The organism is Belnapia moabensis DSM 16746 (assembly GCF_000745835.1).
GTDB classification, from domain to species: Bacteria; Pseudomonadota; Alphaproteobacteria; order Acetobacterales; family Acetobacteraceae; genus Belnapia; species Belnapia moabensis.
On sequence record NZ_JQKB01000027.1, the window covers coordinates 16177 to 37743 of the forward strand.

Consider the following 21567-nt stretch of genomic DNA (forward strand, 5'->3'; position numbering starts at 1 on the left):
CAATCGAAATCGAAACGTACTGGCTTGGGCAGGCGGCAATTGAAAAGGCCGGGCTTCGGGCCCGGCCTTCGCCATGGTTGGACTGAGGGGCGAGAACCCCTCCGACCAGGCTTTAGGTGAAGATGAAGTCGCTGGTGGTGAGGATTCCGTCAGCGAGGATGGTGATGTGGTTGCCGCCGAAGGACACCTCGCCATCCGAGGTGAAGTTGACTTGGCCAGAGGTGAAGCCTTTAAGCTCCAGCTTGTCCACGCCGACCTTGAAGTCGAGGATCAGGTCGTCGCCGGAGCCACTGGCGAAGACGAAGGTGTCGGCCCCGTCGCCGCCGGTCAGCGCGTCGTCGCCCGCGCCGCCGACAATCGTATCGATGCCAGCGCCGCCAGTGATTTCGTCATTGCCGGCGCCGCCATCGAGCAGGTTGGCGGCATCGCTGCCGAGGATGGTGTCGTTGCCCAACCCGGTCTTGATCCCTTCGACCGCGACCAGGTTGAAGTCGAAGACGTCGCTGGGGGCGCGGTTCAGGTCGATCGAAAGGTCCACCGCGGCGTCGCCCATGTCGACCGTATCGAATCCGAAACTGCCGTCGATGTAGTCCGAAGTGCCATGGACGTAGATCAAGTCGTTGCCGCTACCCGCGACGACATAGTTCGAGCCCGTACCCGCGTCGATGGTATCGGCTCCGGTGCCGCCGACGATCGTATCGTTGTCCGCCCCGCCCAGGGCAGTTGCACCGACCGAGCCGACAATAAAGATAACATCGTTGCCAGCGCCACCGTCGGCGGTATCGCCACCATGGGCCACGATGTAGTCGTTGCCATCGTCGCCGTACATCTTGTCGGCGCCGTCACCACTGACGAGCATGTCTTTGTCAGCGCCGCCATGAACGGTTGCGCCAAGCGAACCGATGATGTCGATCCGATCGTGGCCGGCGCCGCCGTCGGCGCTGGCGCCCCCACCGACCACGATGTAGTCGTCACCGTCATCGCCGAAGATGGTATCGGCACCGGTCCCGGCCATATGGACGATCGTATCATCGCCGTCGCCGCCATGAACCGTGGCGCCAACCGAGCTGGTGATCTCAATTCGGTCAGCGTCCGCGCCACCGTCGACGCTGTCGCCGTCGCCGGCCAGGATGAAGTCGCTCCCGTCATCGCCGAAGATGGTATCGGCACCAGCGCCACCGATGATTATGTCGCTGTTGGCGCCGCCATGTACTTCGGCACCGTCGCCGCCAAGACGGATGTTGTCAAAACCGGCGCCACCGAAGATGGTGTCCCGCCCACCCGCACCAGTGATGGTGTCGTTGCCTTCGCCACCGATGATGCTGTCGGCACCGGCGCTGCCGGTGATCGAGTCATTGCCGATGCCGCCATCGATTGTTGCCGCGGCGCCGCCGAAGATGTTGATCTGGTCGTTGCCGGCGCCGCCCTCGATGGTAGCGAGGCCGCCCCAGATGGTGTCGTTGTAGTCCGTCGCGACGAGTTTCTCGAACTCGCCGAACCAGAGGCTCTCGCCGGCGATGTTGCCCGCCGCGGCGTAGATCACCTGGCCAGCGGCCGCGCGGGCCATGTCGAAGGTATCGGTGCCGAGGCCGCCGCGGATCTGGCCGCCGACACCCTCCTTCCAGGAGACGAGGTCCTGGCCGCCGCCGGCAACGATCCAGTTCGCTCCGCCGCCGGCATAGATCGTGTCATTGCCATTGCCGGTGGTGATGGCGTCGCCAAGCGCACCGGGCCCAGAGTCGGCGTCGGCGATCACCGTGTTGTTGCCGTCGCCGAGCTGAACCTGGTCCGCACCGGTGCCGAGGTCGACCGTGGCGTTGCCGAGGTTGCCGCCCCAGATGGTGTCGTTGCCAGCGCCGGCGAAAATCGTGTCATCGCCAGCGAAGGGGATGATGACGTCGGCATCGTCGGTCCCGTTGATGGTATCCGAATTCTGCGTACCAAACCTGTTAGCCATAAGAGGCGCCTCCGCATGAACGAAGCGAACAGGAGCCGACCCCCCTATGGGACGCCCCATTCAACCGATACCGTTTGGTTTATACGCCGTTCACAACCGCTGGTGAAGAAGGCATGCCGTCTCAATTTGTACCAGGGGTGTAGATGGCATTATCTAACGCACGCTTAAGCCTTGCCGGAACCAGAACCATCACCGTTTGTAATTTTGGTTTCGTCATGGACGGACCAGACAGAAACTGGCTGATATGGATGGGGTATGCGTGGATTGCCGCACTGCACAATGGCAATTTGAAGCGGTCCTGGGCAGGTCCGGCCCGGTGTAAAGACTTGTCGCCATGATTGCCTGCAGATTGACCAAGCCGCAACCGATGGTTAAACATTGCCCCCATAAGACGGCGCCTTACCGGTGCCCGACATCGACGGTGGGGTGTTTGTCATGGCGGATTTTGCATCGATTGCCGGGGGGCAGAAACTCAATCTGGCCGAATTCGGCTGGGTGCCGGGCGACGTGGATGCCTTCTATCACATCGAGACCGGCGGGCTGTTCATCGACCGCAGCCTCGCAACCGGCTTTACCGGCATCGACGCCAGCGGCGCCAATGGAGGCATCGCCTATAAGGGCGGCGACGTCAGCGATACCGGCGCCGGCAACATCGGCAGCCTCAACGTCGAATGGGGCTTCAAGGGCGGCGAGTACAACGACACGGTCAATGCCGGCGGCGGGGCTGACAAGATCGACGCTGGTAACGGCAGCAACTACGTCGATGGCGGCTTGGGCGACGACACCATCGTCGCGGGTAAGGACAACGACACGCTGCTCGGCGGCGCTGGCAATGACTCGATCGTCGGCGGCGACGGCCGGAACAACATCCAGGGTGGCGCCGGCAACGACACACTGGTTGGCGGCAGTAATGCCGACAGCATCTCCGGCGGTGTCGGCAATGACAGCCTCTGGGGCGGCGACGGCAACGACACGCTGCTGGGCGGCGATGGCATGGACACGCTGACGGGCGATGCAGGCAACGACCTGCTGGTCGGCGGCGCCGGGGCCGACTACTTCACCTATGAGGACGGCCTCGCCGGCAACGACACGATCCTCGGCTTCAGCTACGGTGAGGACTTCGTGCAGATCAAGGCTGGCATGAACGGCGTCAGCAGCTTGGACGACCTGACCGGCAAGATCACCGTCGACGGCTCGAGCGTGAAGATCAGCCTGAGCACCGGCGACACCATCGTCATCAAGGGCGTCACCGGCGCCTCCGCTTCCGAGCTGGCTGCCAACCCGGAGCAGTGGATCAAGATCGTCAGCTGATCCGGCCAAGGGTAAAGACTGCGGAAAGCTTTCTCTGATACCCGTGTCTCATGATGACGGGGGCAAGAGTTCTGGAAACGATGCACCCAATGCCGGCGACATCCTCGGATGTCGCCGGCTCCGCTTCTGCCCTTCTGCTGACGCTGTCGCCCGGCGTCGTGCTTCTCGTCCTGCCGGGCGGGCTTCCGGGCATCGATACGGGCAGCCTCTCCCTCGCCTCTGCGCATGGGCCGGTTCAGCCGCCGATGTCCTTGCAGTCGGTGCCGGGGGCGGCGCCGGGCTTCTCCCTTCTGTTGCTGCGGGCCCAGCCCGGCCTCGCTCCGGGCGAATGGCTGGAGGCCGCTGACGAGGCGGGCGGCCGGTTGCGGCTGCTGCCCGAGGCGGCAGCCCCCGACCGGGCCTTTGTCGAAATGCCTCCGGCCGCCATCCTGCGGGTGCTGAGCTTCCTGACGTCGCGCGGGCGTCGCCTGCTCCGCGGCACCGAGGATGCGGCCTTCGCAGCCGCCTGCCATGCCATCGCGGCCCTCGCCGGGTCACCGGAGCGGAGCGCCCGGGCGGTTGCGCTCTGCGGGGCGGATGCGTTGCTCTGGTCCCTCCCCCAGGGCCTGGCGGCGGAGCCCGCCACCTCCCATGTCGTCGGCCGGGACCGGCTGTCCCGGGTCAGCCATAGCGGCCAAGCGTTGATCCTCGGCGACTGTTGCTTCGAGGGGGCTTACCTGCTGGCGAGCGGCGCGGAGGGGCCAGTCTGTCCGGCGCCGGCGCCGGAGCGGTTGCCGACGCTCGGCGAGTTGTCGCGGCGGCAGGACCCGGTGGGGCGCCGCCTCTATCGCCTGGCGACCGCTGAACTCGCCCGGCGCGCCGTGACCGAGGAGGAGGCAAGGCGGCTGCTGCGCGACCACCAGCTGGTGCAGCCTGCGCAGCCGGCGGCACAGTTGAACCGGCTGGAGGAGCCATTCGGCGGCGCGCTCGAGCTCGCGGTCGACGACCATGGCGGTGGCTTGTTCCTGCCGGCTGGCTGCGCGACCCGCTCGGGCTTGTCGACCAGCTCACCCTGCAGGGGCGGTTCAGCGAGCAGCGGCTGCCGCCGGAGCGGATGATCCGCTTCCCGCGGCCGGACATCGTCAAGGCCTTTGCCGAGGCGCCGCATGGCCGGGCGGAGCTGAAGACCGGATTCGTCACCTATCTGCCGCGGGCGGCGCTGCGGCCCTCGCTGCAGTGGCGGCTCCAGGTGCGGCTGAGCACGGGCGACGAGGTGGCGCTGGTGGCGCCGCCGGCCATCGCCACGCCGCAGCTGGCGCGCGACCGGATACTCGGCGGCCTCGCCCCGGTGCATGTGACGCCGGAGATCATGGCGCGCTGCATCGCCCCGCCGGTCGAGCGGCTGCACCGGCAGGTGATGGCGGCGCGGCGGGCGCCGGAGGTGGTGCGCATCGGCCAGCCGGTGACGGCGCCGGTGGTCAGCCTGGTGATCCCGATCTACCGGAACGTCTTCTACCTGCGGCACCAGCTGGCGGCCTTCGCGCGGGATGCGAGCCTCGACGATGCCGAACTTATCTTCGTGCTCGACAGCCCGGAGCAGCGGGAGGACCTAGAGCACAACCTGCGCGGCCATCACGGCATCGGCGGGCGGCCGGTGACGCTGGTCGTGCAGCCGGCCAATTACGGCTATGGCAGCGCCTGCAATGCCGGTGCGGCGGAGGCGCGGGCGCCGGTGCTGCTGCTGATGAACTCCGACGTGGTGCCGGCGCGGCGCGGCTGGATCGGGCCGCTGCTCGGCATGCTGGCGGCGGCGCCGGGCCTCGCCGCGGTCGGGCCGAAGCTGCTCTACGGCAACGACTCGCTGCAGCATGCGGGATTGTATTTCGAACGGCTCGGCGGCGATGGCGATTGGTACAACAGCCACTACTACAAGGGCCTGCCGCGCCGCTTCCCGGCGGCGGATGTGGCGCGGGAGGTGCCGGGGATCACCGGTGCGGCCTTCTGCGTGCGGCGTGCAGCCTTCGAGGCGGTAGGCGGCGTCACCACCGATTACGTGGTCGGCGACTACGAGGATTCGGATCTCTGCCTGAAGCTGCGGGCGGCGGGGCATGGCATCGGCTATGTGCCGGCCTCGGAACTCTACCATTTCGAGCGGCAGTCGATCACGCTGCATGGCGGCTACGCCACGACGTTGACGGCGGCCTACAACCGGGGCCTGCATCACCGGCGCTGGGCGGGCGACATCGCGGCGCTGATGGCGCGTGGGTGGCCATCGGGCAGCCTGCCCGGTTGCGGCGAGGCGGCGTGATGGCGATGCGCGTGCTCTTCCTATGCCACAATCATCCTACGCTGCAGGCCGGGGGGACCGAGGTCTTCGCCCGCAACCTGTTCCGCGAATTGCGCGACCGGCATGGTGTGGAAGGGCTGTTCCTCGCCGCCGTCACCGGCACGCACCGCGAGCCGCTGCCCGGCACGATGGTGCAGGCAGTCGGCGAAGCGACGGACGAGATGCTGCTCTGGCTGAACAATTTCGATCGTTTCTTCCTGACGCAGCCGGACACCTATGGGCTGGCCTCGCTCATCCCGCTGGTCGAGGCGCTGGCGCCGGATGTGGTGCATGTCCACCATGCGCTGCAGCTCGGCACCGAGACCATCGACCTGGTGCGGCGGGCGGCACCAAGGGCGCGCTTCATCTTCACCGCGCATGACTTCTTCCCGATCTGCCCGCAAGAGGGGCAGTTGCTCACGACGGATGGGCGGCTCTGCAACGGGCCGACGCTGGATGGCTGCCTGCGCTGCTTCCCGGAGCGGGGGGCGACGGACATCGTCATGCGGCAGCTCGAGCTGCGCGATGTCTTCGCCGATTTCGACCATATCCTGGTGCCGAGCGAGTTCGCCCGCGGCCGCTACGTGGCGAGCGGCTGGCCGGCGGCGCGCTTCAGCGTCATGCCGAACGGCGTGCCGGAGCTGCCGGCGGCGTCGTTCCGCGCCGCGCCGGACGGGCGGCGGGACCGCTTCGGCTTCTTCGGGCATATCAACCGCTTCAAGGGCAGCCTGATGCTGCTGCGCGCCTCGCACCAATTGAGCGAGGCGGGGGTGGCACACCGGGTCACGCTGAATGGCGGCGCGGCCTATCAGTCCGACGCCTTCATGGGGGAGTTCAATACCGCCCTCGCCGCGGCGCCGGCAGCACATTACCGCGGCGCCTATGTCGCGGCGGAGCTTTCCGGGCTGATGGAGCAGGTGGATTGGGTGGTGGTTCCATCCATCTGGTGGGAGAACGCGCCGCTGGTGGTGCAGGAAGCCTTCCGCCATCGTCGCCCGGTCATCTGCAGCGGGATCGGCGGCACGGCGGAGATGGTGCGCGACGGCGTCGATGGGCTGCATGCGCCGGTGAGGGACCCGGCGGGGCTGGCCGAGGTGATGCGGCGGGCGATCGAGACCGAAGGGCTGTGGCAGCGGCTGGTCGAGGGCATCGCCCCGCCGGTGACGCTGGCCGATTCTGCCTGCCGGCACCTTAAGTTGTATAAAGCTGCGCTGGCAGTCGCGTCCGGCTAGATTGGCGCCTGATGCGGGGCGGCCTTCGCCCCGGCCTGCCGTTTCGATCGAGCGACTTCCCCGGTCTCGGGGGCCGCTCCAGGGGAATCTTCGCCGATGCCGATGGATGCCACACTGGTGGATGCCACCCTGGCCGAGGAAGCCTTGCCGGCCGGTGAGGCGGTCCCCCCCTCAGATGTCCGCGGGCTGATCGACAATGCGACGGCCGACCGGCTTTATGGCTGGGTCTGGGATGCGGCGCATCCCGGCTACCGGGTGAAGGTCGAGCTGCGGCTGGCGGGCGAGGTGGTGGCCACGGGCGTCGCCGCCAATGCGCGGCCGGACCTCGCCAAGCATGGCATCGGCGATGGTCGCCATGCCTTCGAATTCCCGCTGCAGCGCCAGTGGTTCCGCCAGATACGGGACCTCTCGGTCATCGCCTATGGCCGGGACGGCACGGCGACGCAGGTGCCGGTGCATGCGCGCCGGCAGGAGGAGGCGCTGGTGCCGGCCACGGCCACGGCGCAGTTGCAGGTCGCGGCGGAGTCGTTGGTGGCCGAACAGGCAGCCGTCCGGCAGGAAATCGAGGCGCTGCGCCAGCGCGTGGCCGGGCAGCCGGACGGCGCGGCGCTCCACGCCGTTGCCCAGGCCGGGCAGGAGATGCAGCGCCGGCTGGACACGATGGAGCTCTGGCTCACCCGGCTCGACGAGAAGCTCGCCCAGCTCGTGGCGCCCCAGGAGACGGGAGCGAAAGGCGGGGTCGATGTCTGGCAGGTGGTGCTGATCGCCCTGCTGGTCGGCCTAGGCTGCGGCGTCGTGGCCTTCATCTTCGCCCGCTACGGGGCCTAGCCCTTGGCCCGCGCGACGGTGGAGTCCGGCCTCCAGACCACGCTGTCGGAGGCGATGGGGCCGGTCAGGCTGGCCGTCCGGCGGCTGGCGGCCTTCCTGCTGATGCTGGGCCTGCTCGCTGCGGGGATCGGCTTCGCCATGGTCGAGACGGGGGCGATCCTGCTGACCTCGGTGCCGCAGACGCGAAGCTTTGAGACGACGGGCACCATCCTCTGCATTTGGGCGCTGCTGCTGGTGATTGCGGCCACGCTCGGGTTGCAGCAGGGGGCGGGGCTGCGGCGGCTGTCGCGCTTCCTGGCCGGGCGGCTGGGCGTGGCGACGGCGCTCGCCATGGTGCAGCGGGCCGGGCGGCCGGAGGCGATCGGCAGCGCCGCGCTCGAGGATTTGGCGACGATGCGGCGCGGCCTCGCCGGGCTGGCGGGGCGGGCGCTGGTGCAGATCATCACCCTGCCGGCGCTGATCCTGCTGGCCTTCGGGGTGCATTGGGCTTTCGCGGTGCTGTCCATCCTGTTCTACGGCCTGGCCGGGATGCTGAGCCTTGCCCTCATCCGGGCGCTACGGCGGGAGGCGGAGCTGGTGCGGGCCGGCGAGGCGCAGGCCCAGGGGCTGGCCGCCGATGCGATGCGGGCGGGCGAGGCGATCCTCGCCATGGGGATGCTGCCGCGGCTGGCGGGCCATCTGCTGGCGAGCGGGGCCCAGGCGGCGGGTGAGGCCTTCCTCGCGCGGCGGCGGGCGAGCCGGCTGCGGCTGGCGCTGGATGTGCTGCTCGGTCTGTTCGGCGGCAGCTTCCTGTTCCTGATGGCCGTGCTGGTGCTGAACGGGATGACCGGGCGCGGCGTCGGGATGGGGTTCTTCTTTCTCGGCCTGGCGCTGGTTGGGCCCTTCGCCGCCTTCGCCGGAAGCAGCCGGGAGGTGGCCGAGGCCATGGCGGCCTGGCAGCGGCTGCGGCGGCTGATGGCGGAGACGCCGAGCATCAATCGCGGCACGCCCTTCCCTTGCCCGCAAGCGCGGCTGGTGGCGGAGCATGTGACCTTCAGCTTCCGCGGCGTGCAGCCGGTGCTGCTGCGCAATGTCGACCTGGCACCGGAGCCGGGCGAGGCGGTGGCGATCGTCGGGCCCTCGGGCTGCGGCAAGTCGACGCTGCTGCGGGTGCTGGTGGGGCTCTATCCGCCGGCCGCGGGTGGCGTCTATCTCGACGGGCATGCGGTGCATCAGTGGGACCGCGAGGATTTGGCCAGGCATGTCGGGTTCCTGCCGCAGCTGCCGCTGCTCGGGCGGGGGACGGTGGCGGAGGTCATCGCCCGGCTCGGCGCGCCGGACATGGCGCAGGTGCTGGAGGCGGGGCGGCGGGCCGGGGTGCATGAGGCGGTGATCGCGCTGCCGCTCGGCTATGCGACGCCGGTGGATGGGGCCTGGCCGCTCTCGATGGGGCTGCAGCACCGGCTGGCGCTGGCCCGGGCACTCTACGGCCGGCCACGGGTGCTGGTGCTGGACGAGCTGGCCGGCGGGCTGGATGCGGCGGGCGAGGCGCATGTGATCGCGCTGCTTGGCGAGTTGCGACGGGAGGGGGTGGCGGTGGTCTTCACCACGCATCGGCCGGCGCTGATCGGCGCGGCGGACCGGGTGCTGGCACTGCGCAACGGCTCGCTGGTGCCGGCGGGGGTGCAGGACGGGCCGCAGCGGCTCGGCAACGCCGCGGAGGCACCGCGCCTGCCCGGGCGGAAGGCGGCGGCGGCATGAGTGCGACCCTTTCGCACAGGCGCGGCTGGCTGCGGGCCATGGGGCTTGGTCCGATGAGCGTGCTGACGATCCTGCTGCTCGGCCTAGGCGGGGTGCTGGGGCTGTTCGACCTGGTGCTCAGCATCGCGCACATCACCGATGGCGTGCTGGAAACTAAGAACGGCAATACCGTGCTGGCGCTGATGATGGTCTTCGCGCTGGCGACGCTGCTCTCGGCCTATTACCGGCACCGGCGCGAGGCGCTCATGCAGGCGATGGCGGAGCGGCTGGGGCTCACCTTGCCGGCCGAGGCCTTGCAGGCGGCGATCCGCCGGGCGGCGCGGCGCGACATGGTGGCGGGGCTCGGCGTCCTGCAGGACATCGCGGCGGCGCAGCGCTTCGTCACCGGCGAGGCGGTGGCGGGGCTGCTCGACCTCGCTGGGGCGGCGGCGGCGCTGGGACTCGTCTTCTACCTGCACGAGGGATTCGGCTGGATCCTGCTGGCCGGGATGGCGGCGACGGGATTGCTCGGGCTGGTGTTGCGGCGGGTGGCGGGGCCTGCGGCGGCCGAGGCCGAGGCCGGGTTGAGCGGCGCGGCGCATGAACTGGCGGGGCAGCTGGTGCATGCGGATCTGGTGCGCGGGCTCGGGCAGATGCCGGCGCTGCTGGCGCGCTGGCAGCGGCGCCATGAAGCGGCGCTCGGCCTCGCGGACCTCGCCGAGGCGCAAGGCGATGCGTTGCGCGAGGCGCAGGCGCTGATCGCGGCGCTGACCATGATGGGCCTGGTCGGCTTCGGCATCCTTCGCATCGTCGAGGGGCGGGGGACGATCGGGCTGGTGCTCGGCGCCGTGCTGCTCGGTCTGTTCGCCATGCGGCCGCTTGCTGGGCTGGTGCTGCATTTCGAGGCCTGGCAGGCGGGGATGCGCGCCTGGGGGCGGCTGCGGCAGGCGCTGGCAGAGGAGGCGGCGGTCGTCGCCCGGCCACCGGCGGCCGGGGCGCCGGCGGGGCTGGTGGTCGAAGACTTGGGCTTCCATCCGGCGGAGCGTGAGCGGCCGGTCCTGGCCGGGCTCGATATCGCCCTGGCGCCGGGCGAGGTGCTGCTGGTCGAGGGCGGCAACGGCGCGGGCAAGACGACGCTTCTGCGCCTCGTCCTCGGGCTGATGCCGCCGGGCCAGGGGCGGGTGATGCTGGATGGGCAGGACACCTGGTTCTGCGACCGCGGCCTGCTCGGGGCGCGGATCGGCTACCTGCCGCAGGATGTCCAGCTGCTGGAGGCGGACATCTTCACCAATATCGGCCGCGGGCCGGGAGCGCCGGCGGAGCTGGTGGTGGCTGCGACGCGGGCGGCGGGTGCGCATGAGATGATCGGGCGGCAGCCGATGGGCTACCAGACGCCGGCCGGGACCAGCGCCGGGCTGTCCGCCGGGCAGAGGCGATTGGTGGGGCTGGCACGCGCCCTCTACGGCATGCCGCGGCTGCTGGTGCTGGACGAGCCGGAGATCGGCCTCGACGGCGCGGCGCGGCGGGCGATGCGGGCGGCTGTCGGCCAGGCGAGCGCGGCGGGCGCCGTGGTGATCGTGGTGACGCATGAGCCGGCGACCTGGGCCGACCTGGCGGGGCACCGGCTGCGGCTGGAGGCCGCGGGTGGGTTTGAGTGGCTCGCGGGCGGACCTGGCGAGAGTGACATGGAGCGGCATCGTGCAGCAGCTGGTTAAGCATGGCGGGGCCGCGGCGCTGCCGGCGCCCCTCCCCCAAGAGTCACTGCAGAAGCAGCTGGAGCGGGCGGTGCAGAGCCCGCCGGTGCATCGGCTGGTGCGGCGCTCGCTGCTGACGCTCGCCATCACCCTGCTACCGATTGCCGGCTGGGCGACGATGACCATCGCCGAGCGGGCGGTGCTGGCCGGCGGGCAGCTGGTGCCCGAGGGGCGGCGGAAGACGGTCAACCTGCTGGAGCCGGGCATCCTGCGGCGGCTGCTGGTGCAGGAGGGCTCCGTGGTGCAGGCGGGGCAGCCGCTGCTGCAGCTCGATGTGACCCAGGCGGAGGCGACGGCGGGGCAGGCCAAGGCCGCCTATTGGAGCGGGCGCGCGCGCGTTGCCCGGCTGCGGGCGGAGCAGGCGGAGCAGCGGCAGCTCGCCTTCCCGGTCGATCTGGAGGCGGCGGCGGGGGCGGACCAGGCGATCCAGATCTTCATTCGCGCGGAGCAGGCGCTCTTCGCCGCGCGTTGGGCGAATTTCGACGGGCAGGTGGGCGTGCAGGAGCGCGCGATCACCCAGTTGCAGGAGCAGGTTGCCGGCGCCCAGGCGCAGCGCGAGGGCGCCGGGCGGCAGCTGATGGCGGTGCGGGAGCAGATCGCGGGCTACAACCGGCTGCTGACGCAGGGCTATGCGTCGCGCTTCACGGTGCTGAACCTGCAGCAGCAGGAGGCGGGGTTCGTCGCCACGATCGGGCAGGCGAATGCGCAGGAGGCGCAGCTGCGCGAGGGCATCATCCAGGCGCAACGGCAGCTGGAGGGGCTGCGGCTCGCACGGCTTTCCGAGATTGCCAACGACCTGCAGACGACCGAGGCGACGACGGCCGCAGCCTTGCAGCAGCTGCGTGCGGCGCAGGATGTGCTGACGCGGCGCGAGGTGCTGTCGCCCGAGGCCGGGAAGGTGACGAATATCCAGGCTTTCACGCCGGGGGCGACGATCCAGACCGGGCAGCCGATCCTCGACCTGGTGCCGTTGAATGACCGGCTGGTGGTCGAGGGCCGGGTGCAGCCGACGGATATCGAGCAGGTGTCGGTGGGGCAGCGAGCGAATATCCGGCTGAGCAGCTACCGCACGCGCAATGTGCCGATGCTGGAGGGGCGGGTGATCGTCGTCGGCGCGGATGTGCAGATGCCGCCGAACAATGGCGGCGATCCGTATTTCCTCGTGCGCGTCGAGTTCGATGCCGGGCAGCTGAATTCGGTGCCGGATCTCGCGCCGGTCGCAGGCATGCCGGCGGAGCTCTACATCCTCGGCGAAAGGCGGACGCCCTTCGCCTATCTGTGGACGCCGTTGAGCGCCGCGGCCCGACGGGCGCTGCGCGACTAAACTGGAGGGTTCCAAGGGCCCTTCGGCCCTTGGTGGGTAGGGTTTGAGGAGGGCGACGCCCTCCTCAACGCCGCTGGCTGACCTGCGCGATGTAGTTGTCGAAGGACAGCTCCGCCACGCGAAACCAGGCCCGCATGTCGTCGCGCGACTTCGACCAGGCGGCGTGAATCTTGGCGTATTCCGGGCTCTTCTGGGCCAACTCGGTCTCGAGGGCCATGGCCTCGCGGTAGCAGGCATCCATCACCTCGCGCGGGAAGGCACGGAGCTGGGTGCCGGCGGCGAGCAGGCGGCGGAGGGCTTCCGGGTTGCGGGTGTCGTAGCGGGCGACCATCCAGTGCGTCGCCTCCGAGCAAGCGGTGCGGATGGCGGCCTGGTAGCTCTTCGGCAACGCGTTCCACTGCTCCAAATTGGCGACGAAGGTGGTGTTGGCCGCACCCTCCCACCAGGCGGGGTAGTGATAGAAGGGCGCGACCTTGTTGAAGCCGAGCTTCTCGTCGTCATAGGGGCCGAGCCATTCGACGGCGTCGATGGTGCCGCGCTCGAGGGCCGGGTAGATGTCGCCGCCGGCCAGCTGCTGGGGGACGCCGCCGACGCGCTGGAGCACGGTGCCGCCGAGGCCGGCGATGCGCATCTTGAGGCCGCGCAGGTCCTCGACCGTCCTGACTTCCTTGCGGAACCAGCCGCCCATCTGGGCGCCGGTGGTGCCGAGCGGCAGGGCATAGGTGTTGTACTGGCGGAAGAGCTCGTTCAGCAGGTCGATGCCGCCGCCTTCGTACATCCAGGCATTCTGCTGGCGGGTGTTGAGGCCGAAGGGGACGCCGGTGGCGAAGGCGAAGGCCGGGTTCTTGCCGACATAGAAGGAGGAGGTGGTGTGGCAGCACTCCACCGTGCCGGCCTGGACGGCATCGAGCGCCTGGAGGGCGGGGACGACCTCGCCCGGGCCGAAGACGCGGATCTGGAAGCGGTCCTCGGTCAACTCGGCGACGGTGCGGGCGAAGACATGGGCGGCGCCGTGAATAGCATCCAACGAAGTCGGGTAGCTGCTGGTGAGGCGCCAGCGGAGCGTCGGCGAGGATTGCGCGAGGGCGGGCGTCGCCAGGGTGGCGGCGAGCGCGGTCTGGCCGAGGATGGCTCTGCGGTTCATTGCTGGGTTCCCTCCGGGGTGCTTTCGGAGGCGGGAAGAACCATGGATGGGCCGGGTGGGGAAGTCCCCGCATGGGCTGGCCGGATGACGCAAGGCGTATAGACTGCCGGAAAATCCCGGAGGAACGCCGCCCTGCCGGACGATGTGCGGGTCTATTGGATGACTGGCTGCACCAGCTGCCTGCGTACCAAGGAGTTCCTGGCGCGGCACCGGGTGCCCTTCGCCTCGCGCAACGTGCTGGTCGACGAGGCGGCCTATGCGGAGCTGGAGCGCTTCGGGCTGCGGCAGGTGCCGATCGTCACGCGGGGCGAGGCCTGGGCGAATGGGCAGGTGCTCAAGGATGTGGCGGAGTTGGTCGGGATCGACCTCGGGGCGCCGCAGATCCTGCCGGTGGCGGAGCTGCGGCGGCGGCAGGAGGCGATCCTTGGCGGGGCGGCGCGGTTTGCGGCGCAGCTGCCGGAGGAGAGCCTCGGGACGCTGCTGCCGGACCGGCCCCGATCCTACGCCGATCTCGTCTATCATATCGTCAATATCGTCGATGCCTTCCTCGAGCATGAGGCGGGGATTCCGCTGCGCTACGAGGCGTATTTCCGGCTGCCGCCGAAGGCGGAGAAGGCCGAGCTGCTGGCCTATGCGGCGGATGTCTCGACGCGACTGAAGGCCTGGTTCGACGGGCCGGGGCGCGGGCGGGATTGGACCGAGGCGGCGGAGGTCTATTACGGCCGGCAGTCGCTGCACGAATTCTTCGAGCGGACGGTCTGGCACAGCGGGCAGCACACGCGGCAGCTGATGTGGGTGCTGGAGCGGATGGGCATCGCGCCCGACGGAAAGCTTGGGCCGGAGGTCTTCGCCGGCCTGCCGATGCCGGAGGAGGTGTGGGGATGAAGCTTGGCCTGTCGATCGGCTATTCGGGGGCGCGGATGGACGTGCCCGTCGAACTCGTGCAGCGGGCGGAGGCGCTCGGCTACGACTCCGCCTGGACGGCGGAGGCCTATGGGTCGGACGCCGTCTCGCCGCTGGCCTATCTGGCGGCGGTGACGAAGCGCATCAAGCTCGGCACGGGGGTGATGCAGCTCGCCGCGCGGACGCCGGCGAATGCGGCGATGTGCGCGGGCACGGTAGACAGCCTCGCGGGCGGCGGGCGGTTCATCGCGGGGCTCGGGGTGAGCGGGCCGCAGATCGTCGAGGGGTGGTACGGGCAGCCCTGGGGCAAGCCCTATTACCGTGTGAAGGATTATGTCGCCATCATGCGGAAGATCTGGGCGCGCGAGGCGCCGGTGACGCATGACGGGCCGGAGATCCCCCTGCCCTATACCGGGCCCGGCGCGCTCGGCATCGGCAAGCCGCTGAAGTCGATCCTGCACATGAACCCTGCCATCCCCGTCTACTTGGGGACGGAGACGGATGCGATGGTGCGGCTGACCGGCGAGATCGCGGATGGGTGGCTGGCGCTCGGCTTCGTGCCCGGCACCATCGGGCATTTCCTGCCGCTGCTGGAGGAAGGGTTCCGGCGCGCGGAGAAGGCGACGGGCAGGAAGAAGACGCGGGCGGACTTCACCATCCAGGCCAGCGTGCATGTGGAGGTGTCCGACGACGTGCGGGGCGCGCTGGCGAAGCTGAAGCCGGAGATCGCGCTCTATGTCGGCGGCATGGGGCACAAGGACAAGAATTTCCATCGCGACATGATGGAGCGGCGCGGCTTCGGCGAGGCGGCGGCGCGTATCCAGGAGCTGTACCTGGCGGGGCGGAAGGAGGAGGCGATTGCCGCCGTGCCGGATGACTGGGTGGACATGAAGTCGCTGGTCGGGCCGCCGGCGCGGATCAGGGAGCGGTTCCGCGCCTGGGCGGAGAGCGGGGCGGATGCACTCAACGTGCGCTCGCGCCAGCCGGAGGCGATCGAGGTGATGGCGCAGGCGGCGGGGCTGGCATGAGCGACGCGGTGCTGTTCGAGATGGTGGAGCCGCATGTGGCGCTCGTCACCATCAACCGGCCGGAGGCGCGGAACGCGGTGAATGGCGCGGTCGCCGCGAGGCTTGAGGCGGCGGTCGATCGGGTGGAGGCGGACCCGGTGATCTGGGCCGTGGTGCTGACTGGGGCGGGGCCGCATGCCTTCTGCGCCGGGGCCGATCTCAAGGAGGTGTCGGCGGGGCGGAGCGCGGGGCTGGCGACGGAGCGGTATGGCTTCGGCGGCTTCGTCAAGGCGACCCGGACGAAGCTCTGGATCGCGGCGGCGCAGGGGCATGCGCTGGCGGGCGGGCTGGAGCTGCTGCTGGCCTGCGACATGGCTGTCGCGGCGGAGACGGCCACCTTCGGCCTGCCGGAGGTGAAGCGGAGCCTGGTGGCGGCGGCGGGCGGCGTCTTCCGCCTGCCGCGGGCGCTGCCGAAGGCCATCGCCCTGCAGATGATCGCCACCGGGGAGCCGATTCCGGCGGCGCTCGCCTTGCAGCACGGGTTGGTCAACGCCGTGGTGCCAGCGGCGGAGGTGCGGGAGGCGGCGCTCGGCCTCGCCCGACGGGTCACGGCCAATGCGCCGGTGGCGGTGCGGGAGAGCCTTGCCATCGCGCGGCAGGCGCTGGTGCTGGATGACGAGACGCTGTGGCGGCTGAGCCGCGAGGCCAGCGCCCGCATCAAGCAGACCGAGGATTTCCAGGAAGGCCCCAAGGCCTTCGTCGAGAAGCGCGCCCCCCGCTGGGTCGGGCGCTAGACACGGACCGGTCCAGGCCGGGTTTCGGCCTGGTGGGAGGCATTCGGGGAGGGCAAGGCCCTCCCTGACTGGGAGGAAACAATGAAGCGCAGAACGCTCATCGCCGGGATGGCGCTCGCCACGCCTGCCCTGGCCCAGGCCGACCGCTGGCCGAGCCGGGAGATCAGCCTCATCACCGGCTTCGGCCCGGGCGGGGGGACGGATGTAGTGGCCCGCGCCATCGCCGCGCATATGGAGAAGACGCTCGGCGTCGCCATTCCCGTCCGCAACACGCCAGGGGCGGGTGGGACGCTGGGGCCGGCGCGGATCGCCCAGGCGCGGCCGGATGGCTATACCTTCGGCCTGGTCGGGCTGTCGGCGCTGGTGGTGGCGCCGCTGACGATGGATGTGCCCTACAAGCCCTGGGAAAGCTTCGACTTCCTCGGCTGCACCTCGGAGCTGCGGATCGGGGTGCCGGTCGGGCCGTCCATGCCGCAAGTGCGGACGCTCGCCGACTTCATCGCGGAGGGGCGGCGGCGGCCGATCACGGTGGCCAGCACCAATCCCGGCTCGGCGGTCAGCTTCTTCGACCTGGCGCGGCTGGCGGGTATCCAGATCAGCTACGTGCCCTTCGGCAGCATCACGGAGGCGGCGAGCCAGGTGGCGGGCGGGCATGTCGATACTTATTCCGGCACCTCCGAGATGATCGGGCTGGTGCGGGGCGGGCAGCTCCGGATGCTGGCGAGTGCGAGCGTCGATCGCTGGCCGGACTTCCCGGATGTGCCGACGCTCATCGAGCAGGGCTACCAGACGGCGACGCGGCAGCTCATCGTCTGGGCCGGGCCGGCGGGGATGCCGGCGCCGATCCGCGAGCGGCTGGAGGCGGCGCTGATGGCGGCGGCGCGGGACCCGGAGGTCCAGGCGCGGCAGGCGGCGGGCGGCATCGCCAGCCGGGTCATCGAGGGGGCGCGGACCCTGGCCGCGATCCGCGAGGTGCAGCCGGGGGTGGAGGCGGCGCTGGTCGCTTCGGGGATGAGCCGGAAGCGGAGCTAATCAGGCGGCGCGCGGGTTGCGCTGCCAAATAGCGTAGTTCAGCGCGCCGGCGAAGGTGACCCAGGCGAGGTAGGGCGCCATCAGCCAAGCGGCCGTCGCGCTGATCGGGGCGAAGAGCAGGATGCAGCCGAGGATGGAAAGCCAGAGCAGCACCAGCTCGGCGAAGGCAAGGTCCGGGCGCTTCATCCCGAAGAAGATACCGGACCAGGCGGCGTTCAGCACCAGCTGAACGGCATAGAGAGCAAGCGCGGGGACGATGCCGGCCTCGCGCCAGACCAGCCAGCCGGCGATGGCGATCAGGATGTAGAGCAGCGTCCAAGCCGGGGCGAAGAGCCAGTTGGGCGGATTCCAGCTCGGCTTCGCCAGGCTCTCGTACCATTCGCCGGGGCGAAAGACGGCGCCGGAGCAGGCAACGAGGAAGCAAGCGGCGAAGAAGCCGAGCAGGGCGAGGGTGCTGTTCATCGGGGCAGGATAGAACAATTCGGGCGCATGGTTGCCCCCTCCCCTCGCCCCGGCCATGCTCCGGCGGGATCGGGAGGAGATGCGCATGGGCGAGGCGCCTGAGTTCGAGGCCGCGCGGCTGGATGGCTTCCTGCGGAGCGCCATCCCAGGGCTTCAGGGGGAGATGGCGGTGGAGCGCATCTCCGGCGGCCAGTCGAACCCGACCTTCTTCGTCACCTATGCGAACCGGCGGCTGGTGCTGCGGAAGAAGCCGCCGGGCGAGGTGCTGCCCTCGGCCCATGCCGTCGACCGCGAGGCGCGGGTGCTGCGGGCGCTGGCGGGGAGCGAGGTGCCGGTGCCCCCGGTCGTGCTTTTCCATGAGGGGACGGAGGTGGTGGGGACGCCCTTCTACGTCATGGAGCGCGTCGAGGGACGGGTCTTCGGCACCTGCGACCTGCCGGGCGCGGCGGTGGCGGAGCGGCGGGCGATGTATCTCTCCTTCGCCGAGACGCTGGCGCGGCTGCACGACGTGGACTGGCAGGCGGCCGGGCTGGAAGGCTTCGGGCGGCCGGGCAACTACTTCGAGCGGCAGGTCGGGCGTTGGACGAAGCAGTGGGAGCAGCAGCGCTTCCGCGATATCCCGGAGCTGGCCGAGCTGGCGGGGTGGGTCGCGGCGCATATCCCGCCGGATGATGGCGAGGCGAGCATCGTCCATGGAGATTACCGGCCGGGGAACGTGATGTTCGCCCCGGACGGGCCGCAGGTGGTGGCGGTGTTGGACTGGGAGCTTTCGACCATCGGGCACCCGCTGGCTGACCTCGCCTTCAGCACCATCCCCTGGCGGAGCACGCCAGAGGAGTATGGCGGGATGCGGGGGCTCGACCTGGCGGCGCTCGGGATTCCGGGCGAGGAGGACTACGTGACGCACTACTACGCCTGCCGCCGAACGCCGGCGCCGCGGCTGGAGCCCTTCCACCGGGCCTTCGCCATGTTCCGCTTCGCCGTGATCTTCGAGGGGATCGCGGTGCGGGCGCGGACCGGGACGGCGGCGTCGGCGGATGCGCTGAAGGTCGGCGACCTGTCGATGGCCTATGCCCGGCGCGGCCTGGAGTGCATCCAAGCTTAGGAACGCCGATGTCCGGCGGATGGCGTCGCCCGGAACGACGCCGTCCCGGTCCTCAGCCGCAGGGCTAGAGCGGTTTCCGTTCGCGCTGGCTCACGGATCCCGCTCCAGCTTATTGTTTTGACGAGCAAATTACTCCGGTCAGGTGATTCCACCTGACCGAAGTTTGCTCTAGCCGACGTTCCAGTCCACCGGCGTGCAGATGAAGGGCGTCCGGGGGTTTAGATAGACCTGGGTGGCGCCGCCCGAGAGCATCGAGGCCGAGGCAGGCTCCGTCCTTGTTGGGGCGAAAGTCGGTTGGGGCGCGATCGGCCCCTCGACGCCCTCGACGGTTTCCGAGCCGCGCAATTCGATCTTCCAAAGCTCGTTGTCCCGAAGGTCGTTCCAGTTCCGGCAGATCGCCGTGATCTCCCGGTAGTAGTTCTTGGCGACCCGCGAGATCTCTGCCCCGGTCAGCATGCCCTCGAACTGGCTGGCCCGCCCGAATGCAGACCCGATGGCCGTGCCGTCGACCCAATAGTTCGGCAGGTAGATGGCGTTCTTCGCCTTCTTGCCGTGGAACCGCAGGAACAGATGCGGCGCGGCGTACATGTAGACCCGGAGCGCCGCGCCTTTCGTGAAGGAGTTGATGACCTCGGAGATCTTCTCGGGCGTATGGCCAAGTTCCTGCAACCATTGTTCTGGTGTCTTGTTGATGATTGCCGAGCGCATCTCTCGTTTCCCTTCACTTGCGTGCCTCCGGCCATCCAACCTTTGGCACAGGCCGGAAGGTGTCGGTGAACGCTGGGCGGTTGATACCGCCAAGCCAAGGTTTCAGGCAAAGAGCATTTCGGGAAATTCAGAATACCAACGAAAAGGCCGGCAGTGCCGGGCTGAAGCGCGGGCGCAAAGCATCGAAGCCTCCCCGCTGCTTCGCAGGGGGAGGCTTCGCCTGATATTGCCCATAGGCTGCCGCGCCGTGGAGGCGCGGCGGCGGATCACATCCCGCCGATATAGTTCGGCCCGCCGCCACCTTCCGGCGTGCGCCAATCGATGTTCTGCGTCGGGTCCTTGATGTCGCAGGTTTTGCAGTGAACGCAGTTCTGCGCATTGATGACGAGGCGCGCGCCGCCGTCGCCGGCCTCGACATCGCCGCCGGGGCCGGTGGCCTCGGGGTCTGGCGTGCCCTTCAGCTCGCGCTCCGCATCCGGCCCGACGGCCTCGTAGACCGCTGCCGGGCAGTAGCGGCTTTCGGGGCTGCGGAACTGGTCCCAGTTCACGCCCTTCCAGCGGCCCGGGTCGCGGAGCTGGAGGTGGGCGGGCTGGTTCTCCTCATGGTTGGTGTTGGAGAGGAAGACTGAGGAGAGGCGGTCGAAGGTCAGCACGCCGTCCGGCTTCGGGTAGACGATGCGCTTCGCTTGAGAGGCGGGCTTCAGCGTCTCATGGTCGGCGTGGTGCGGCCAGGTCCAGGGCGCCTTCCCGCGGAAGACGTAGGTGTCGAGCGCGGCATTGGCGAGGCCGCCCCAGAAGCCGTACTTGGCGAAGCCCGGGCGGATATTGCGGACGCCCTTCAGCTCCTCCCAGACCCAGCTCGCCTCGAGGGCGGTGGGGTAGCTGTCGAGCACCGGCACGCGCGTCTCCTCCGCAATCGCCGCGGCGGCGGCCTCGGCGGCGAGCATGCCGGTCTTCATGCTGGTATGCGTGCCCTTGATCTTCGGCACGTTGAGGAAGCCGGCGCAGTCGCCGATCAGCGCGCCGCCGGGGAATACCAGCTTCGGGATGGCCTGGAAGCCGCCCTCGTTCAGCGCGCGGGCGCCGTAGGCGACGCGCTTGCCGCCTTCCAGCATCTTCCGCACCTCGGGATGCGTCTTGAAGCGCTGGAACTCGTCGAAGGGCGAAAGCCATGGGTTCGAGTAGTCGAGGCCGACGACGAAGCCGATGGAGACCAGATTCTCGCCCAGCATGTAGAGCCAGGAGCCGCCATAGGTGTCGGAGGTCAACGGCCAGCCCGTGCTGTGCCAGACGAGGCCGGGCTTGTGCTTCTCCTTCGGGATCTCCCACAGTTCCTTCATCCCGAGCGCATAGGTCTGCGGGGCGACGCCCTGGCGCAGGTCGTAGCGCTCGAAGAGCTGCTTGGTCAGCGAGCCGCGGCAGCCCTCGGCGAAGAGGGTGTAGCTGGCGCGCAGCTCCATCCCCGGCTCGTAGGCGGGGCCCTTGGTGCCGTCCTTCTGGATGCCGGCGACGCCGGCAATGACGCCCTTGACCTGCCCGTCCTCGACGATGGTCTCGGAGGCGGCGAAGCCGGGGTAGATCTCGACGCCGAGCGCCTCGGCCTTGGCGCCGAGCCAACGGCAGACATTGCCGAGAGAGACGATGTAGTTGCCGTGGTTGTTCATCTGCGGCGGCGTCGGCAGCTTGAAGGCGCGCGTCTCCGTCAGCAGCATGAAGCGGTCATCGGTCGCGGGCGTCGCCAGCGCCGGCGGGTCCTCGCGCCAGTCAGGCAGCAGCTCGTCGAGGGCGCGAACCTCGAGCACGGCGCCGGAGAGGGTATGGGCGCCGATCTCGCTGCCCTTCTCGACCAAGCAGACCGTGGCATCGGGCGCGACCTGCTTCAGCCGGATCGCGGCGGCGAGGCCGGCGGGGCCTCCCCCGACGATCAGGACATCGAACTCCATCGACTCGCGCGCTTCGGCCTCGGACATGCCTGGCTCCTC

18 protein-coding genes are annotated in these 21567 nt (G+C 69.6%); 13 read left to right on the forward strand and 5 right to left on the reverse strand.

Annotated features, from left to right (window positions below; translation table 11 throughout):
- Window positions 1-112: 112 nt before the first annotated feature.
- Window positions 113-1957: a calcium-binding protein gene (locus tag EP26_RS17345; RefSeq protein WP_043340371.1), complete on the reverse strand. Its 1845-nt coding sequence runs from the start codon at window positions 1955-1957 to the stop codon at window positions 113-115.
- 405 nt (window positions 1958-2362) lie between these two features.
- Between EP26_RS17345 and EP26_RS17350 the strand changes: the two genes are divergently transcribed.
- From EP26_RS17350 to EP26_RS17380, 8 genes are all read left to right on the forward strand, one after another.
- The gene (locus EP26_RS17350; protein WP_052389311.1) at window positions 2363-3268 is read left to right on the forward strand and encodes a calcium-binding protein; all 906 of its coding nucleotides are present in this window, start codon (window positions 2363-2365) and stop codon (window positions 3266-3268) included.
- Window positions 3269-3357: 89 nt separating this feature from the next.
- Entirely contained in the window at window positions 3358-4365 is a 1008-nt protein-coding gene (locus EP26_RS32095; RefSeq protein ID WP_052389312.1) for a hypothetical protein, read from the forward strand.
- Entirely contained in the window at window positions 4362-5555 is a 1194-nt protein-coding gene (locus EP26_RS17355; protein ID WP_052389313.1) for a glycosyltransferase family 2 protein, read from the forward strand. Before EP26_RS32095 ends, EP26_RS17355 begins: the two co-directional genes overlap by 4 nt.
- Window positions 5513-6805: a glycosyltransferase family 4 protein gene (locus EP26_RS17360; protein ID WP_211259463.1), complete on the forward strand. Its 1293-nt coding sequence runs from the start codon at window positions 5513-5515 to the stop codon at window positions 6803-6805. Before EP26_RS17355 ends, EP26_RS17360 begins: the two co-directional genes overlap by 43 nt.
- 96 nt (window positions 6806-6901) lie before the next feature.
- Window positions 6902-7633 carry a hypothetical protein gene (locus EP26_RS17365; RefSeq protein ID WP_043340372.1) on the forward strand — a complete coding sequence of 244 codons (732 nt, stop codon included), beginning with the start codon at window positions 6902-6904 and terminating at the stop codon, window positions 7631-7633.
- A 3-nt stretch (window positions 7634-7636) separates the two neighbouring features.
- On the forward strand, window positions 7637-9373 hold the full coding sequence (locus EP26_RS36825) for an ATP-binding cassette domain-containing protein (RefSeq protein ID WP_157033600.1): 1737 nt from the start codon (window positions 7637-7639) through the stop codon (window positions 9371-9373).
- Window positions 9370-11067 carry an ATP-binding cassette domain-containing protein gene (locus EP26_RS17375; protein ID WP_043340375.1) on the forward strand — a complete coding sequence of 566 codons (1698 nt, stop codon included), beginning with the start codon at window positions 9370-9372 and terminating at the stop codon, window positions 11065-11067. Before EP26_RS36825 ends, EP26_RS17375 begins: the two co-directional genes overlap by 4 nt.
- Window positions 11051-12430 carry an HlyD family type I secretion periplasmic adaptor subunit gene (locus EP26_RS17380; RefSeq protein WP_043340377.1) on the forward strand — a complete coding sequence of 460 codons (1380 nt, stop codon included), beginning with the start codon at window positions 11051-11053 and terminating at the stop codon, window positions 12428-12430. The genes EP26_RS17375 and EP26_RS17380 overlap by 17 nt, the downstream gene beginning before the upstream one ends.
- 64 nt (window positions 12431-12494) lie before the next feature.
- Here EP26_RS17380 and EP26_RS17385 read toward each other — a convergent pair whose 3' ends face one another.
- Complete coding sequence (locus EP26_RS17385) at window positions 12495-13574, reverse strand: TRAP transporter substrate-binding protein (RefSeq protein WP_043340379.1); 1080 nt, start codon at window positions 13572-13574, stop codon at window positions 12495-12497.
- Window positions 13575-13718: 144 nt separating this feature from the next.
- On the opposite strand from EP26_RS17385, the gene EP26_RS17390 reads away from it, so the two are divergent.
- The 4 genes from EP26_RS17390 to EP26_RS17405 all read left to right on the forward strand — a co-directional run bounded on the left by EP26_RS17390 (window position 13719) and on the right by EP26_RS17405 (window position 17310).
- The gene (locus EP26_RS17390; RefSeq protein ID WP_043340382.1) at window positions 13719-14459 is read left to right on the forward strand and encodes a glutaredoxin domain-containing protein; all 741 of its coding nucleotides are present in this window, start codon (window positions 13719-13721) and stop codon (window positions 14457-14459) included.
- Window positions 14456-15505 carry an LLM class F420-dependent oxidoreductase gene (locus tag EP26_RS17395; protein WP_043340383.1) on the forward strand — a complete coding sequence of 350 codons (1050 nt, stop codon included), beginning with the start codon at window positions 14456-14458 and terminating at the stop codon, window positions 15503-15505. The genes EP26_RS17390 and EP26_RS17395 overlap by 4 nt, the downstream gene beginning before the upstream one ends.
- Window positions 15502-16278, forward strand: coding sequence for an enoyl-CoA hydratase-related protein (locus tag EP26_RS17400; protein ID WP_043340385.1), 777 nt, complete (start codon window positions 15502-15504; stop codon window positions 16276-16278). Before EP26_RS17395 ends, EP26_RS17400 begins: the two co-directional genes overlap by 4 nt.
- A gap of 81 nt (window positions 16279-16359) precedes the next feature.
- Window positions 16360-17310 carry a Bug family tripartite tricarboxylate transporter substrate binding protein gene (locus tag EP26_RS17405; protein ID WP_043340387.1) on the forward strand — a complete coding sequence of 317 codons (951 nt, stop codon included), beginning with the start codon at window positions 16360-16362 and terminating at the stop codon, window positions 17308-17310.
- On the opposite strand, the gene EP26_RS17410 is transcribed toward EP26_RS17405, so the two are convergent.
- Window positions 17311-17859: a TspO/MBR family protein gene (locus EP26_RS17410; protein WP_245624437.1), complete on the reverse strand. Its 549-nt coding sequence runs from the start codon at window positions 17857-17859 to the stop codon at window positions 17311-17313.
- On the opposite strand from EP26_RS17410, the gene EP26_RS17415 reads away from it, so the two are divergent.
- A complete protein-coding gene (locus EP26_RS17415) occupies window positions 17858-18877 on the forward strand; it encodes a phosphotransferase family protein (RefSeq protein ID WP_043340389.1) in 1020 nt (339 codons plus the stop codon). The genes EP26_RS17410 and EP26_RS17415 overlap by 2 nt on opposite strands.
- A 168-nt stretch (window positions 18878-19045) precedes the next feature.
- Here EP26_RS17415 and EP26_RS17420 read toward each other — a convergent pair whose 3' ends face one another.
- Together EP26_RS17420 and EP26_RS17425 are read right to left on the reverse strand one after the other, a co-directional pair.
- Window positions 19046-19585, reverse strand: coding sequence for a hypothetical protein (locus tag EP26_RS17420; RefSeq protein ID WP_043340391.1), 540 nt, complete (start codon window positions 19583-19585; stop codon window positions 19046-19048).
- Between the two features lie 266 nt (window positions 19586-19851).
- Complete coding sequence (locus tag EP26_RS17425) at window positions 19852-21555, reverse strand: electron transfer flavoprotein-ubiquinone oxidoreductase (RefSeq protein WP_043340392.1); 1704 nt, start codon at window positions 21553-21555, stop codon at window positions 19852-19854.
- Window positions 21556-21567: the final 12 nt, after the last annotated feature.